At 53.5% G+C, this 16713-nt stretch carries 9 protein-coding genes and 1 pseudogene; 9 read left to right on the top strand and 1 reads right to left on the bottom strand.

Going from position 1 to position 16713, the window contains the following annotated elements; genetic code table 11:
- The first annotated feature begins 59 nt into the window (after positions 1–59).
- The 9 genes from KTE_RS35460 to KTE_RS35420 all read left to right on the top strand — a co-directional run bounded on the left by KTE_RS35460 (position 60) and on the right by KTE_RS35420 (position 15422).
- On the top strand, positions 60–1427 hold the full coding sequence (locus KTE_RS35460) for a protein kinase (RefSeq protein ID WP_201390128.1): 1368 nt from the start codon (positions 60–62) through the stop codon (positions 1425–1427).
- Between the two features lie 19 nt (positions 1428–1446).
- Positions 1447–2256, top strand: a complete 810-nt coding sequence (locus tag KTE_RS35455) for a PP2C family serine/threonine-protein phosphatase (RefSeq protein ID WP_201390127.1) — start codon at positions 1447–1449, stop codon at positions 2254–2256.
- Between the two features lie 156 nt (positions 2257–2412).
- The gene (locus KTE_RS35450; RefSeq protein WP_201390126.1) at positions 2413–4059 is read left to right on the top strand and encodes a tetratricopeptide repeat protein; all 1647 of its coding nucleotides are present in this window, start codon (positions 2413–2415) and stop codon (positions 4057–4059) included.
- Positions 4060–4429: 370 nt separating this feature from the next.
- Positions 4430–5371, top strand: a complete 942-nt coding sequence (locus KTE_RS35445) for an ADP-ribosylglycohydrolase family protein (RefSeq protein WP_201390125.1) — start codon at positions 4430–4432, stop codon at positions 5369–5371.
- Positions 5372–5700: 329 nt separating this feature from the next.
- Positions 5701–7014, top strand: a complete 1314-nt coding sequence (locus KTE_RS35440; protein ID WP_201390124.1) for an RNA-guided endonuclease TnpB family protein — start codon at positions 5701–5703, stop codon at positions 7012–7014.
- 166 nt (positions 7015–7180) lie between these two features.
- Complete coding sequence (locus KTE_RS35435) at positions 7181–7936, top strand: WD40 repeat domain-containing protein (protein WP_201390123.1); 756 nt, start codon at positions 7181–7183, stop codon at positions 7934–7936.
- A 240-nt stretch (positions 7937–8176) separates the two neighbouring features.
- Entirely contained in the window at positions 8177–9007 is an 831-nt protein-coding gene (locus tag KTE_RS35430; protein WP_201390122.1) for a tetratricopeptide repeat protein, read from the top strand.
- 15 nt (positions 9008–9022) lie between these two features.
- Complete coding sequence (locus KTE_RS35425) at positions 9023–12832, top strand: protein kinase (protein WP_201390121.1); 3810 nt, start codon at positions 9023–9025, stop codon at positions 12830–12832.
- A 538-nt stretch (positions 12833–13370) separates the two neighbouring features.
- Complete coding sequence (locus tag KTE_RS35420) at positions 13371–15422, top strand: serine/threonine-protein kinase (RefSeq protein ID WP_201390120.1); 2052 nt, start codon at positions 13371–13373, stop codon at positions 15420–15422.
- A 140-nt stretch (positions 15423–15562) separates the two neighbouring features.
- Here the strand turns inward: KTE_RS35420 and KTE_RS35415 are convergent.
- A pseudogene (locus KTE_RS35415) lies at positions 15563–16531 on the bottom strand (Na/Pi cotransporter family protein).
- Between the last annotated feature and the right edge of the window lie 182 nt (positions 16532–16713).

Below are 16713 nucleotides of genomic sequence, written 5' to 3'. Positions count from 1 at the left end.
AGATCATCATGTGAACTAAGGATATACCCGAGAGAACACGTAGAAGAGAGAGGGCATGTATGCCAGGGAAGCTTATCTTGACGATCAGCGCTGGCCCGATGGAGGGCAAGGCGTTTACCTTCGATGAACATGATACCTTGCTCTGTGGACGCATGAGCGACTGCCACGTCTGCCTGCCAGATGACCGACAGATCTCGCGCCATCACTTTCTACTGGAAGTCAACCCACCCGATGCCCGTATCCGCGACCTGGGTAGCCTGCATGGCACCTACATCAACGGGCAGAAATACGGGGGGCGAGAAAAGCACGAAACGCCCGAAGAAGGCGCGAAACGCGAGTACCCCCAGGTAGATCTGCACAATGGCGATGAAGTCAAAGTGGGAGCGACCGTGTTCCACGTCCGTTTGGAAGCGGCAGCGACGTCGGTAGAACCAGTGCGTTGCCAGCGCTGTGGCACTGATGTCTCCGCCGAAGTAGGAGCCGCGCAGCAGGGAGAATACGTCTGTGCGCGCTGTCGTGAGCAGGTCGAGCAGGATCCCCTCGCCTTGCTGATGGTCGTCCTCGATCGCGCATCGCAACGCGAACGCGGCCAACAAGAGCTTCAGATCGAAGACTACGAGATGGGCAGGCTGCTGGGTGCGGGTGGCATGGGAGCGGTCTATCTCGCCCAGCACAAACGCACGAAGGAACAGGCCGCCGTGAAAGTCATGCTCGCCAGGGTGCGCGTCTCGGATGATGCGCGCAGGCAATTTCTGCGCGAAATCGAGACAACGCGTAGCCTGCGCCATCCGCATATTGTCCGCTTCCTCGGCCATGGCGCGGAGGGGAGCCTCTTCTATTTCCTGCTGGAGTATTGTGCCGGGGGCAGCGTGGCCGATCTGATGAAACGGCGTGGCGGTCGGCTCTCATTGGACGAAGCCAGGCCGATCATGCTTCAGGCGTTGCAAGGACTGGCTTACCTCCATGAGCAGGGCTTTGTGCATCGAGACCTCAAGCCCCACAACCTTCTCCTGGCAGGTCAGGCAGGAGCGTGGGTGGCGAAGATTTCCGATCTGGGGCTAGCCAAGAACTTTGAGCAGGCGGGCCTGAGTGGCATGACGGCTACTGGCAGCTATGCTGGTTCCTTCCCCTTCATGCCACGTGAGCAGGTGATCAACTTCAAACGAGTGCAGCCGACCAGCGATGTGTGGGCGATGGGAGCGACCTGCTATGCCATGCTCACGGGCTCCTTTCCGCGGACCCATCGAAGGGGAGAAGATCCGATGCTGGCGATCCTGCACGGGGAGATTGTGCCCCTACACCAGCGTGCGCCTCAGCTCCCAGCTCGTCTTGCCGAGGTGATTGATCGGGCGCTCGCCAGTAAAGAAGGAGACCGTTTCCGCCATGCCGGAGAGATGTATGAAGCCCTGGTAAAAGCAAGTGAGTAACGCAAGAGGAAGGTGAACCATGGGATCTCCTGAACCCGGGTCCGTGTCCTGGTCAGTCCATGCAGCGTGTGTGAGCGATGTGGGCCGTCGCCGGCAGCAGCAGCAAGATCGGTCTCTGCTCGATCCTGAGCGCAAGCTCTTCATCGTCTCCGATGGGATGGGGGGACGCCAGGCTGGAGACGTCGCCGCACAGGCCGTGATCACCGTCCTGCCAGCCTTGCTGGAGCGCGGTCTGGCACGAGCTCACGCCTCTGGGATAGAGGCACGGGAACGAGTCCTGCGTGAGAGCATCATAGAACTGAGCCAGCACCTGCAAGCGGAGAGTACCGGGCGTGTGGGGCTGCACGGTCTGGGCGCGACCGTCGTCGTGGCCTGGCTCCATGATGCGCAGGTGTCCCTGGCACACCTGGGCGATAGCCGTCTCTATCTCTTCCGCGCTGATCGTCTCCTGCCGTTGACAGAGGATCACTCTGTTGTAACACTCTTGCGGCAACGCGGAGAGATCACCCCGGAAGAGGAACGCACCCATCCAGCCCGTGGGCAACTCACCCGTTATGTGGGAATGGAAGGCGAGGTTACCCCAGTTGTCCAGACGCTGCCGCTCCTCACCGGAGATCGGCTCCTCCTATGTACCGATGGGCTCACCGCTCTGGTGCCCGACCAGCACATCGCTCAGATCTTGCGAACCTCCCTGCAAGCCGAGGCCGCTTGCCAGGCATTGGTGCATGCGGCAAATATGGTAGGGGGGAAGGACAACACTACCGTGCTTATCATCGATTGTATCGTGGATCACCATGGTTCACGACCCTCCCCAGGAGATGCAACGTGATGACAGGACTGACCCTCCCCAAAACAACGGATTCGTCGAGGACCACGTTAACAAGCTTAAGCTGTTAAAACGTAGGAAATCGGCGTCAATTATAAGAATCGACCCATTGATAATTGCGCCTCGTACCATCAGCGAAGGAAGGATCAGAACAGGATCATGGAGAAAAAGCCGAGTTGGATAGAGTCCCCTTTCGGTCACAAGCCCGCAAAGCAAGCCAATACCCCGCCACTTGCACCACCAGTGCTTGCCGAGGATGGCGTGCCTGCTGACTGGAAGGTTGGCGACTGTATCCTCAATGAGTTCGATGTGACAGGCATTATAGGTAAAGGCGGCATGGGTACCGTCTACAAAATCAACTATCACCCTTGGCTCTCCATCGATCTCATCGTCAAGAGCCCCAGGCCAGAGATTTTTGCCGGAGAAGGCGGCAAAGAGAACTTCATTCGTGAAGCAGAGACGTGGATGGGGCTGCGAGCACATCCTCACCTGGTCAGTTGCTATTTTGTACGCCGCCTGGGTGGCATTCCGCGTATTTTTGCCGCATATATCGATGGGGGAAGCCTTGCGGATTGGATTCGTCAGCGAAAATTGTACGAAGGTGGCCTGGAACAGATGCTGGACATCGCGATCCAATTTGCCTGGGGATTGCATGCGGCCCATGAACAGGGACTGGTCCATCAGGATGTCAAACCAGCCAATGTAATGCTCACTGCACAGGGGATTGCGAAAGTGACCGATTTTGGATTGGCGAGAGCGAGGGCAATGACTGGGAAGCAGGAGATAAAAGATAAACAAGCGCATCAAAGTATCCTCGTCAGTTCACGCGGGATGACTCCCGCCTACTGCTCACCAGAGCAGGTGGCGGGGCAGAAACTCAGCCGGAAGACGGATATCTGGAGCTGGGGGCTCTCCGTCCTCGAGATGTTCACGGGGGAGGTGACGTGGAGGATTGGTGCGGCAGCGCGAGAAGCACTAGCAGAGTATAAGGGACAAGATCCAGCCATTCCCATGATGCCCGCTGACCTCGTGGATTTGCTCACCAGGTGTTTCCAAATGCAACCAGAGAGACGCCCTGCTACGATGCTGGAAGTGGCAACGGAGTTGCAAGCGATCTATACGCGTGCGGTTGGACGCCCGTATTCCCGTGAAATGCCCGAAACTGCTGAGCAAGATGTGGCCATCTTGGTGAACCGAGGGCTCTTCCTTGCCGAACTGGGGAGGCCAGAGGAGGCGCTGGCAGCCTATGAGCAGGCCATTTATCTGGATCCCAACCCCAACCATTCCAGTGCCTATTATTATCGAGGTCTTGCCCTCAGAAATCTAGGGCGACCAGAGGAGGCGCTGGTTTCCTTCGAGCAAGTCATTCGTCTGTATCCCAATTATGCTCTTGCCTATTACGGCCAGGGCCTTATACTTCAAGATCTAGGGCGGCTGGAGGAGGCACTGGCAGCCTATGAGCAGGCCATCCGTCTGGGCCCTAACAATGCCGATGTCTACCTTGATCAAGGTGTCGTACTCCAAGAGCTTGGACGGCTGGAGGAGGCACTGGCAGCCTATGAGCAGGCCATCCGTCTGGGCCCTAACAATGCCCGTGCCTATTATAACCATTATAATCAAGGCACCGTACTCCAAGCGCTTGGGCAGTTCAAGGAGGCGCTGGCAGCCTATGAGCGCGCTATCCGTTTGAATCCCAATGATGCCGATGCCTATTATAACCAGGGGAATGTACACCAAGAACTTAGACAGCTGGAGGAGGCGGAACAGGCTTTCCGAAAAGCACGAGCGCTTCGATCACAAAGCTGAAACGTTCCGGCGTTGCCCACAAGAACAAGAAGAGCATCGGGTAGCGGACCGTGCTGAGCAACGTAAACGGAACTGGAGGAGTGTAGATGGTATCCGGCAAGTTCATCATTGCAGTCGTGAGTGCTTTAGCTACAATGGAAGAGACAAATCCTATCAGCAGGAGCCGACGGCGACTATAGGTTATGCCACGATCATCAAAAAAACACAAACCACTGTAAAATCTCTGCAATCCTTGCCATGAGGGTCTCAACCGACGGATGTGAGGGCACTGTCTGCAAGAAGACACGCGAACTGTTGCGCCGCGAATACCCTGCTGCTCCGGCGGATTGAGCGCAGATCACCTCTGAGTGAGAAGGAAAGGCAACCTCTTATGGAACTGATTGAACGCTATCGAGGCAGTCTTGTAGGGCTCGCAGTTGGCGATGCGCTCGGCACCTCCCTTGAATTCCTCCAACCAGGATCATTTACCCCAATTGATGACATGATCGGAGGGGGAGCCTTTCGCCTCAAGCCTGGTGAATGGACAGACGATACCTCCATGGCCCTTTGTCTGGCTGCCAGCCTGATCGAATCCAAAGGCTTCGATGCTCGCGACCAGATCGAGCGCTATCTCCGCTGGCGCGATCAGGGTTATATGGCGAGCAACGGGCAATGCTTTGACATTGGGGAAACGGTCGATGCGGCCCTACGAACGTTTCAAAAAACAGGTGATCCTCTTGCTGGGCCTTCGGGACAGTTCTCCGCAGGCAATGGGTCAATTATGCGACTGGCTCCGGTTTCTTTGTTCTATGCTTTCCATCCTCGTCTCGCTCTTGAAAAGTCAGAGGAGAGTTCTCGGACTACCCACCAGGCGAAGAGTGCTCTGGATGCCTGCCGCTATTTCGGCGGTCTTCTGGTGGGAGCCCTGCAAGGGGAGAGCAAAGAAACACTGCTCTCCCCTCTGTATAGTCCTCTTCCCACTTCCTGGAAGGATGCTCCACTGATCCCAGAAATAGCCGAAGTAGCCGCTGGCTCTTTCAAGTGGCGTAACCCGCCAGCGATCAAAGGTTCGGGTTATGTCAAAAAATCCCTGGAGGCTGCTTTGTGGGCTTTTTTTCACAGCGAGACCTTCCGCGAGGGGTGCTTGCTCGCGGTCAACCTGGGAGATGATGCTGACACCACGGGTGCGGTCTATGGACAGCTCGCAGGCGCCTTCTATGGGGAGAGAGGAATTCCGCAAGAGTGGCGGGCGCGCCTTGCGCAGCACCAACTGATAGAAGACCTGGCTGAACAGCTCTTCCATCTGGCGAGCAGCGGGCTGTTGGGGGAATAGAACAATTTGAGGGAACTCGCGTATTCCTAAATACAATCAACGAACTTTAACGAGCGAAACGCTTAAGCTCAAGAGTGGGTATTGCCAGGGAAATAGACCCATCCTTCACTAAATTGGCGGCAGACCCACGCTTTCCGCTGCGCATAGCATTCTGAGGCTTTTCCATAGCGTTTTCGGTGAAAACGCCGCAGGATGCCCCTGCCCTTTCAGGCATGGGGAGGAATGCGGCGTTCCTTTGGAGGTGGCTTGGGCGGAATACGCCGTAGACATGCTTTCATCTGCTCATGTAGTATTGACAGGCAGATGAAAACTATGATATAATTCAGACTATGAAAACGGTATTAACAGCGAAACTCAAATTGAATACAACGCCCGAGCAATTCAAGGCTTTACGCTCTACACAACTGGCATATCGTGATGCTCTCAACTATGTGAGCCAGTACGCCTTTGCGAATGGCAAATTGAGTAATGCTATTCGTTTGCAAGATGCCACTTACGAAGAGATCCGTCTCCGTTTTCATCTGCCTTCGCAAATGGCCTGTTCTGTTCCTCGCCAGGTTGGAGCCTCGTATAAAGCCCTCTGGACAAAGGTGAAGAACAATGCTGCTCATCGTAAGGCAGGTAGCACCAAGAAACGGTATAAAGGGCTTGATCAGGCTCCTACGTTTATCTCTCCCACGTTGACCTACCAGTATAAGAAAGACTACACGTTCAAGAAAGAGCAGCACGTGAGTCTTCTCACGCTCGATGGACGTATCGTTGTGCCCTATACTGGCTACAATAAGCATGTGGCATTGATCCAGCGTGGTACGGAGATTGGTGCATCGAAACTCTGGTATGACAAAGCCAAGAAGCAATTTTACCTCCTTGTCTCCCTGGAAGTGGAGATGGCTGATCCTACCCCAGAAACACACAAGCAGGTCGTTGGCGTGGATGTGGGGATGCGATACCTTGCCGTCACGGCGACAATGCAAGGCGATTGCACCTTCCATGCTGACATCTCTACGGTTGCCAAATCACACCACTCTGCACGACTGAGAAAGCGTCTGCAAAAGAAAGGCACTCGTTCTGCAACGAGAAGGCTCGTTGCCATCAGTGGACGAGAGAGACGGTTGAAAGCAAACGCCAATCATGTCGTGAGTAAACGGATTGTTACCCACTATTCTCAAAGCTTGATTGGACTGGAGCATCTGACAGATATTCGCGAGCAGACCACACGACGGAAAGGCAAGCGAGCCAGTGCAAAACAGCGCAAAGCCAATCGTGCCTTTTCCAAATGGTCCTTTGCAGAGTTGCACAGTATGATCGCTTATAAAGCGCTCTTGCATGGAAGTATGGCGATCAAGGTGGATGCCAACTACACCTCGCAGGCCTGCCCCAAATGTGGGCATACCTGCAAAGAGAATCGTCCTCACAAGGGCTTGCTCTTTGTCTGTCAGAATTGTCAGTACACGCTCCATGCCGATCTGGTTGGTGCAAGAAACATTGCGATGCGAACGCTTCTTATCCGGCAAGACTGGATAGGAACGGGCCTCTTGTCAGTACGCCCTGATGTGTCGGACGATGAAGCCAAAGCAGCACGCCTGAAAAGGTATGCTGAATTGCGGTGGAGTTCAGACACAACTCCAAGCCCTCGGCTTTAGCCGTAGGGTACTGACAAAAGTACAAGACACGTTGAATCTTTGGGAGACGGCAACAGGGCGTTGCGTGCGCACATTCCCCAAATGCAGTCAATGCGAATCTGTGGAGGCTGCAAGTCTCAGTGCCGATGGGCGCTTGCTCGCTTATGCGAGTTCCAAACCAGGGGGTATGATCTATCTTTCCGAGACGACAACTGGTCATAGCCGTACGATACAGGGAACCGGGGTGATTCAACAAGTGAACTTGAGTGCTGATGGTAGCAAGCTCCTCTTTGCGGGCAACCGTCGAAAATATAGAGATAAGCGCAAAGACTATACGGTATGGCTCATGGAAACAGCAACAGGTCTATGCCTCCGTCAATTTCAAGGGCACACGGATTACGTGCAGTCGGTACATCTCAGCGCCGATGGACGCTGGGCACTTTCGGGAAGTTATGACAAAACAATACGACTCTGGGAGGCAACAACTGGTCGCTGTCTGCATACATTGCGGATACCTGAAAGCGCTGAAGTACCTTCAGTATCTCTGAGTATTGATAAACGCTGGGTGGTTGCTTACAGTGTGAATACGAGTGAAAGGAATGCACTGAGCATCGGCCACACTCACATTTGGGAGTTGGACTGGGATCTGGAAGCCCATGATGCAATGGACTGGGATGAGGGCGCAACAAGCCACCTGGAGACATTTCTCTCCCTGCGAGCCCTCTCTAGAGAGACAACCGCTCAGGAGTACGCACTTCCTCAATCAGAGCACCACAGCGTCCCGATGTGGAGTGATGAAGCGTTCCAGGAGCTTCTTCTCCAGTTACAATATGCCGACTACGGCTGGCTCCGGCCAGAAGGCGTGCAGCGCAAACTGATAGAGTTAGCCAGTGCAAGAGCCCGCTTACCAGAAGTAGGCCCAGTGCTACATAAGCTGCTATGAAGTGCAAAGTAGCAGGTTTGAGTAGTATATAGATGGTATTTCGGGTAGTAGTACAGGCCTTTTCGCTGCTCTACCGCACTCACAACTTCTTTGGACCGCCTTTCAAGGCGTCAGATAGACTCGTGAATATTGCCAACTTATTGATCAGGGCAAAACATTTTTTCTTAAAAAGGGCCTATGAGGATTTGTTCCCCTGGAAGTGGCACCCTCCTTAGCCACTTTTGCAAGAAAGAGCAAGCAATGGATTCAAAAAAAGAAACTTCGGTGGTTTATCCTCTCTATGGATTGGCCAGGCTCTACCACGAGCAGAGAAAATATGAAGAGGCTGAGCAATACTACCAAGAGGCTATACAGATGCGAGAACGGCTTGAGGGGCGGGACCATCTCGACGTGAGCGATCCTCTTTATGGACTAGCGCTGCTCTACAAAGACCAGAATCACTCTGAAGCTGCTGTACCACTTCTCCTACGTGCTTTGCATATTCGAGAGAAAGCTCTAGGCCCAGAACATCCAGATGTCGCCTATCCGCTCTACGAACTCGCGATGCTGTATCACAAGCAGGAACAAGACGAAAAAGCCGGGCCCCTCTTACAACGCGCTATCCCGCTGCTTGAGCAGATATATGGTCCAGAAAGTTCTCATCTTATTTCTACACTCGCCGCTCTGGCTATGATCTACACTGACCAATGGAAATATGCGAAGGCGGAAGCGCTATATCTGCGTCTCGCACATATAGCGGAGCGGACAATGGGGCCTGAGCATAATTCTTTCGCCTGGGCGCTCAATAACCTGGCCGATCTTTATGCTCAGCAGGGGGACTATGCCAGAGCTGAGCCCATTTTCCTGCGTGCTGCGCGTATTATGGAGAAGGTAAAGGGAAAGGAAGACCCTGTTACACTTACTATCCTCTGCAATGTAGCCGACTGTCAGGAAGCGCAAAACAAGCTTTATGAGGCAGCCTCCCTCTATCAAGACATTCTGTCTCTTCAGGAAGAGGCGCTCGGACCAGATCACCCAATAACGGTGGAGACACGAAGGCGTTACGCACTCGCGCGCGCAGCAAGACAATAGGAAGAGAGAAGAAAGATGCAAGAACAAGACAACCAGCCTACCTATAGCGCAGAATCTGGTCCCAGCGCGTTTCCGTTGCCCCGCGCCTCACAGCAGCGACCAGGAGGGACAGGAAGCTTCGTCGACGGGCTGCAGGAATGGCGCGTTGGGAATTGTATCCTCAACCTCTACGATGTGACTGCCATACTAGGCGAAGGAGGTATGGGCAAAGTCTACAAAGTTCACCACCGCGAATGGTTGATGGATCTGGCTGTGAAAAGTCCAAGGATAGCCATCTTTGCAAAAGAAGATGGGAAAGCGAGCTTTATTCGTGAGGCAGAAACCTGGATCAATCTGGGATTACATCCCCATATTGTCAGTTGTTACTACGTGCGCACCATGGGGGATATTCCTCGTATTTTCGCCGAATACGTAGCTGGTGGGAGCCTTGCTGAATGGATACACACACGCAGGCTCTACATGGGCGGGCACAAACAAGCACTCAAACGCATGCTCGATGTGGCTATCCAGTTTGCCTGGGGGTTGGCATATGCCCACGAGCAAGGGGTCATTCACCAGGATGTAAAACCCGCCAACGTGATGATGACTCCAGATGGGATAGCAAAAGTCGGTGACTTTGGCCTTGCCAAAGCACGTACGATGGCTGGTGAACAAGGCAGTGCAGCGGGAAGTGGACAGCAGAGTTTGCTTGTCAGTTGGGGAGGCATGACACCTGCCTACTGCTCCCCAGAGCAGGCCGCGGGACAGGCGCTCAATCGCAAGACGGATATGTGGAGTTGGGGCGTCTCGATTTTGGAGATGTTTGTAGGAGAAATCACATGGAGGAGCGGAAGTGCGGCACGTGCCGTGCTGGCAAGTCATGAGGCCCAGGACCCGGCTATACCTCCGATGCCTGCCGCGCTGGTGAAGCTACTTGCACGCTGCTTTGAGCAACAGCCAGAGCAGCGTCCCACATCCATGCTCGAGGTCGCGACACTGCTCCAGGAGATTTACACATCTGAGATCGGGGAATCCTATCCGCGCCATGTACCACGGCCCATAGAAGTGCTGGCAGATAGCCTCAATAACCGAGCGCTCTCGTTGTATGATCTGAGCAAATTCGAGGAGGCTCGGCAGGCATGGGAGCAAGCTCACCAGATTGATCCGTACCATCTCGAAGCCTCCTTCAACTATGGAATGATCCAGTGGCGAGAGGGGAGATGGAACGATAGCGAGCTGATACAGAGATTAGATGCGGTACAATCGACGCTGGGGAAAGAGCGCACAACTGAGTACCTGGCACAAGCCCACTTAGAGCGTGGAGATGTGGAGGTGGCTCTTTCACTACTTGAAGAAGCAGCCCGATCGACACCGCAGAAAAAAACGATTCAGGCGCTACTCGCACAGGCGCAAGCAGGAACGCATCGATGGGGGCGCTGCATCAGAACCTTTGAAGACCACGCCCGGCAGGCGATAGTCGCGGGCTATATGTATCCAGATGGGAAACACATGCTCTCCGCCAATCGCTATGGGCAGCTATTCTTATGGGATATGACCACTGGGAAGAATGTTTACCTGATGAGCCTAGACCTTAATGAGCCGAAAGAGGGAGAGAAGGCGCAATATGACTTGAAATCTCGTGATGCAGTGAACACCATCACTGAGGAAGTGCATCTCCGAGGGAATAGGGCCATTTCACATGGCCCTCACGGGACTCTATGCTTATGGGATGTGGATACTGGGCGATGCCTGCGTACCATAAAGATGAGCTTGCCAGGACAGGTGAACGATGTTGTTTACAGTAGAGACGGGAACCTGGCTGTTTCCTTGAGTATAGCAGGAGCTATCCAACTCTGGGAAATAGACACAGGAACCTGCTTGTGCTCATTTCACGATCAGACCATCAGGAAAAACTCCATCTGTGTAAGTCCCGATGGATATCTGGCCTTATCCGGCAGTTTCGCGATTTTTGATGGGGAAGATCTTAGTAAATGCGCTCTACAACTCTGGGAAATAAGGACAGGGCGTTGTCTCGCTAGCCTCCCGGAGGTCGCCGAGAAGGCATTGTGCTTCAGTCAAGATGGGCGTCTTGCCCTTACAGGAACGAATAACGGTACACTGCATCTCTGGGAGATTCCCAGTATGCGCTGCCTGAGGACCTTGCGAGGACATACTTTCCGTGTCAATACAGCAAACTTTAGCGCTGATGGACGATTTGCACTATCGGGAAGCGCTGATGGAACAGTCTGTCTCTGGGACACAACGACTGGATGCTGCCGGAGGACGTTTCAGGGTCATACGGGAGGCATCACGTCGGTGCTATGGAGCTTTGATGAAACGACAGCCATTTCAAGCAGTGCTGACGGATCAATACGCTGGTGGGAACTTCCCGAGGCGCAAACCTTCTATCACTTGCGTCTCTCTCAGCAGCAGTCACTCGATGAGATCACCGCGATAGAAACACGAGCGACAGCGCTTCTCGACAGAGCCGCGCTGGCTTTCACGGAGGAACGCATAGCGGAAGCGCTAGTACACACGCGACACACACGAGCCTTACCGGGATGGAAATACGCACCCCGAAGCCTCTCGCTGTGGAATAGACTTGCGTCACGGACAAGGCGAGCCCATTTCCAAGGTGCCTGGCTCAGTAGGCAATTGGAAGGAGAGATACAGGGGATCGAGGCACTTATCATGAGTCCTGATGGTCGCCTTGCCATTGCAATAGACAACAACCAACATATTCACGTCTGGGATATTGCCACTGGACACCGTGTACAAACATTCCAGATGGCAACAGAAAAGTTACTGGGTAATCCTTTACTCAGTGTAAGCATGGATGGACGCTTCCTCCTTTCAGGAGGGCTAGAACGCAATATTCAGGTCTGGGAAATCCCAACCGGACAATGCCATGGTATATTGCAAGGACACCCCATTCCATCCCATGGTTATCACCCTCTATCGGCGTTAAGTCTCAGTCCCGATGGGAAATTTGCGCTCTCTGTTGCTTCTGACACACGCTTATGGGAGACAAGAACGGGGAGAAGCCTGTACATAAAAAGCGAAAATATACAGACACCGTTTTCTCTGAGTCCCGATTGGCGCTTCATGCTCGCTGGTTATTACCAGGTATCGTGCTGCGAAATAGCAACGTGGGAGCCGCTTCGTTCGTTTCCGGAGTGGAGTCAGGTGGTTTCAGCAAGTCTGAGTGCAGATGGCCGGGTCGCCCTCTCGATAGAGATCGACGGCCATCTGCGCTTGCGAGATACGGTGACAGGACAGCAGTTGCAACTCTTCGAGGGACATACCAACTCCGTGACCTATAGAGGTCAGACGACCAATGTGCTCGCCGCAGGACTGAGCGCGGATGGGCGAGTCGCCCTTTCGTCTGGACGTGATAAGACGCTCCGCCTATGGGATGCCATAACTGGTCGATGCTTACATGTATTCCAATCACCGACGCGATATCCTCTTCACCATATTTGCTTGAGTCCTGATGGCCAGTTCGCTCTCACTGAGGGGGAGACGAGCGTAGCCGTCTGGCATTTTGACTGGGAATTAGAGTCTTGTGAACCAGAGGATTGGAATGATGGAGCTCTACCTTTCTTGCAAACATTCCTCTCGCTACATGCTCCCTACGTGAGCGAACTCCCACAGGATCGCACTCCCAAAGAACATGAATTTCGACTGGCACTTACACGCCAGGGAACGCCATCCTGGACTGAGCAAGACTTTCAGAAACTTCTTGCCCACCTGCAACACGTCGGTTACGGCTGGCTTCGCCCAGAAGGGGTACGCAACCAACTTGAACAAATGGTGAAAGAATGGCAAGGGCCACCATCACTTTGATTCGGACGATGAAAGAAAACGATCGGAGAAGAAAACACTCTGAGCCAACGGCTTTTGGTCATCTAAGCAAACCGCAAGTCTGAGATCAGGTTCTCCGGAATGGGGGAATCGTGCTCGCAGGACCAGCAGGGATTACGCAGATCAGTGCTCTGCTTGCTTTCAAGAGGAACACGCCGTGTTTCAGCGCTTACAGCGATATACCCAAGGATTGAGCCCCGACACTTCTCCTTCAAGGGGAAGATAGCCACAGTGGCAAAACCAGTTCTGGACGTCCTGCTCAGTGAGATTGACACTCCCCCACTTAAAAGAGCGGAGCTTTCGGGGCCGTTTTCTGTAAGCTGAGCTTGACAGAGCGCTTCTTATGGCCAAATAGATCAACCTGCCAGGCTCATCCTCCCATTTTTGCCCCTACGAGCCAATGTTTTCGCTTAAAGTGCCTTGAAGTACTAGACACTGTGCTACGCCCCAGATGCCCTTGACTTACCTTAACCTTGTATGTACATTACGCATGAAATAGATATTTAGGAGAGCAAGTCAAATGACCGAACGAGACAGCCGAGAAGGACAGCAGTTAGGCAATTATCGGCTAGAGCGCTTGTTGGGACGTGGAGGCTTTGCGGAGGTCTACCTTGGACAGCACATTCGACTTCAGAGGGCTGCGGCGATTAAAGTGCTCCATGCCTCCCTTTCCCAAAGAGAGAGAGAAGACTTCCAGCGGGAGGCTCAGATTATCGCAGCGCTCGATCATCCTCACATTGTACGTATCCTTGACTTTGATGTGCACAACGGCGTTCCTTTTCTCGTCATGGACTATCTGCCCAATGGCACATTGCGTCAGCGCCATCACAAAGGCGAATGTGTGCCGCTGCCTACAGTTGTTTCCTACATCAAGCAGGTGGCCGATGCCCTGCAATATGCCCATGACCAGAGGCTCATTCACCGAGATATCAAACCAGAAAACATGTTGGTGGGGCGACACAACGAGATTGTCCTTAGCGACTTTGGCATCGCAGCCATTGCCCATAGCACCTCCTCAATGACCAGCCAGGCCTCAGCCGGAACCATCCCTTACATGGCCCCAGAGCAGATCCAGGCTCAGGCACGTGCAGCCAGCGATCAGTATGCCCTTGCTATCGTGGCCTATGAATGGCTCTGCGGAGAGCGTCCCTTTGAGGGCACCTACACCGAGATCTTTGCCAAGCATCTGATGACGCCACCGCCCCCCTTACACCAGAAGGTGCCAGCACTCCCAGTTGAGGTGGAGCAGGTAATCTTGACAGCTCTGGAGAAAGACCCGAAACAGCGTTTTCATCGCGTGCAAGCCTTTGCGAAGGCGCTAGAAGAAGCCAGTCGGACGGCACAAAAAGCAACACCTATCCCTGTTGCAGAGACGATCTCCCCTCACTCCTCATCGCCTTTGGCAGCAGGAGGTCTGACAGTTCCTGCTGTCAAAACAGTGATAGACACAAATTCAACGTTAGAGCCCTCCTTGCCGCCAACAGTTGCCATGCTTGTCTCCCCAACTCCCCAGTCCCAGGCTGTTCCCGCATCTCCACTCGTAGACACCCCAACGGAGACCTCGACGCCTGCGCGTTCACTTTCGCGGCGAGCAGTAATCATCGGGTTAGCCACGGCAGGAGTTGCAACTGTGGGGGGAGGGATCTGGTGGCTAAGTGCAGCTACCCACCCTGACCTTCCTCGCAATCTCCTTTATATATATAGTGGGCATACTGACAATGTCAGGGCAGTGGTATGGTCTCCAGATGGCAAACGCATCGCTTCTGGTAGTGCAGATTGGACAGTGCAGGTGTGGGATGCCGCCAATGGGAGCCATGGCTTGATCTATAATGAACACGACGAGGTCAGCGCGGTGGCGTGGTCTCCAGATGGCAAGCACATCGCTTCGAGTGGTGGGGTGTTTGGGAAAGTGTATGTCTGGAATGCTGCAAATGGGAACATCATAGCTACCTGTGATGGGCATTCTTTGGGGGTCAAGGCAGTGGCATGGTCTCCAGACAGCAAGTATTTCGCTTCTGGTAATGAAGATAACACAGTGCATGTCTGGAATGCTGCCAATGGTGCTAATACCTATACGTATGCCAATAGTGAACGCGCTGTGAGTTTCAATGCGCTGGCATGGTCCCAAGATGGCAAGTACATCGCTTCGGGCTCCTCTGACAGCATGGTACAAGTTTGGAATGCTACGAATGGGAATATTCTCTTTACCTATAGCGGGCATGCTGGCGAGGTCAATGCAGTCGCATGGTCCCGAGATGGCAAGTACATCGCTTCGGGCTCCTCTGACAGCACGGTAAAAGTTTGGGATACTGTTACTGGGGGCACTGTCTTTACATATCGTGGGCATAATGGAAGTATCAACGCAGTCGCATGGTCACCGGATGGCAAGCACATCGCTTCTGGTAGTGCTGATAAGACCGTGCAGGTCTGGGATGCTGCCAATGGGAACATGATCGTTACCTATCGTGGGCATACTGACAGTGTCAATGTAGTCGCATGGTCTCCAGATGGCAAGCGCATTGCTTCTGGCAGTGCTGATAAGACCGTGCAGATCTGGGAGGTAAAGTCATGAACCCCGGTTGGGAAAACCTGATTCTTACTCACATCTCCATGGATTTCTTTTTCTGTTCAGGTTTTCCACACATTCTCCACATCAAAAGAGAACAATGTGGAAAACCTGAACGGAATAGACGAACAAACGCTTTTTACCGCTCATACATCTGATACTGGTGAGGACCAGGGATAGCTAGCAGGCTCTGTGATCTGGAGTACTGACACTTTTTCTCCTGAGGGTACCGGAGCGGTGAGCAACCAGGTAAGTGGACCCGCCAGAGGCACACAACAACAGGTCAACAGGACATTAAATCCGAGGTGCGCCATGCCAACTTGCATGGTAGGGTTAGGCCAGCATACAGCAAGCAAGGCGGCAAGAGGATGCAACAACAAGAAGAGAAGACATGCGCCCAAACACTTCGTCCCTGTGTGGACGAGTGCCAGGCGCTGCCCCAAAGCAGCATTGTGTGACACCGCCGCGAGCAGTGCTGGGAGCGTCGTCCCAATATTTGCTCCCAGCATGGCTGCCAGTGCTGGTACCAGGGACAACGTGTGACGTGATACCAGAGCGAGCACCAACCCGATAGTTGCAGTACTCGAATTGAGGAGCATAGCCAGCGCTGCTCCCAGAAGAAGGAGCAAGAGCGGGGTCGTTGCAACTGTCTGGAGTGCCGCTTCCGCCCACGCACTATTTGCCAGAAGCTCACTTGCCTGAGAGAGAGTAGAGAGCCCCAGGAGCATAAGGCCACAGGGAAACACGATTTACCCAACACGTCGCCATTGAGTACGTGCTGTCATGAGCGCAAGCAAGGCAAAGAGACCGACGATAGTGAGCGCATAATCGGTGATATGAAAGGAAATCAGCTGCACCGCAAGCGTCGAGCCAACATTTGCTCCGAGCATCATCACAATAGCAGTTGAAAAGGGCAAAAGATCTGTACTCACCAGATCAATCAACAACGAAGACATCGCGCTCGAGCTTTGCATGCATGCTGTCATAACGAGACTGATAAGATAGGCTACGGCGGGGAAACGCACTACGTGCAAGAAACAGTGGCGCAGATAGCGATTGTCCGATTGCCCAATGATCTCTGTCATCGATCGGACCCCATACAGTACGAGCGCCATGCCTGCCAGGACAGAAAAGAATATCCTTAAAAAGAGAGTAGCGTTCAACATACTATTTTCACCGGTCTTTCAGAGCTATCACGTTCAATATAAGAGTAATTTCTGGAAACGATACTATGAGCACATGACACCCATATCTGGTTGCTCTCTTGCTTTGCGCACCCAAACCATGCTGCCACAAC

Source organism: Ktedonobacter sp. SOSP1-85 (assembly GCF_016587415.1).
In the GTDB taxonomy this organism is placed as follows: Bacteria; Chloroflexota; Ktedonobacteria; order Ktedonobacterales; family Ktedonobacteraceae; genus Ktedonobacter.
Note: the sequence above shows the minus strand (reverse complement) of the source record. Positions and strands in the feature narration are given on the sequence as shown.

What these genes read in the sequence shown, in the direction of transcription:
- KTE_RS35420 (WP_201390120.1), top strand. Translation starts at nt 13,371, where the DNA reads ATGACCGAACGAGACAGCCGAGAAGGACAGCAGTTAGGCAATTATCGG.
- KTE_RS35460 (WP_201390128.1), top strand. Translation starts at nt 60, where the DNA reads ATGCCAGGGAAGCTTATCTTGACGATCAGCGCTGGCCCGATGGAGGGC.
- KTE_RS35455 (WP_201390127.1), top strand. Translation starts at nt 1,447, where the DNA reads ATGGGATCTCCTGAACCCGGGTCCGTGTCCTGGTCAGTCCATGCAGCG.
- KTE_RS35435 (WP_201390123.1), top strand. Translation starts at nt 7,181, where the DNA reads ATGATCTATCTTTCCGAGACGACAACTGGTCATAGCCGTACGATACAG.
- KTE_RS35445 (WP_201390125.1), top strand. Translation starts at nt 4,430, where the DNA reads ATGGAACTGATTGAACGCTATCGAGGCAGTCTTGTAGGGCTCGCAGTT.
- KTE_RS35440 (WP_201390124.1), top strand. Translation starts at nt 5,701, where the DNA reads ATGAAAACGGTATTAACAGCGAAACTCAAATTGAATACAACGCCCGAG.
- KTE_RS35450 (WP_201390126.1), top strand. Translation starts at nt 2,413, where the DNA reads ATGGAGAAAAAGCCGAGTTGGATAGAGTCCCCTTTCGGTCACAAGCCC.
- KTE_RS35430 (WP_201390122.1), top strand. Translation starts at nt 8,177, where the DNA reads ATGGATTCAAAAAAAGAAACTTCGGTGGTTTATCCTCTCTATGGATTG.
- KTE_RS35425 (WP_201390121.1), top strand. Translation starts at nt 9,023, where the DNA reads ATGCAAGAACAAGACAACCAGCCTACCTATAGCGCAGAATCTGGTCCC.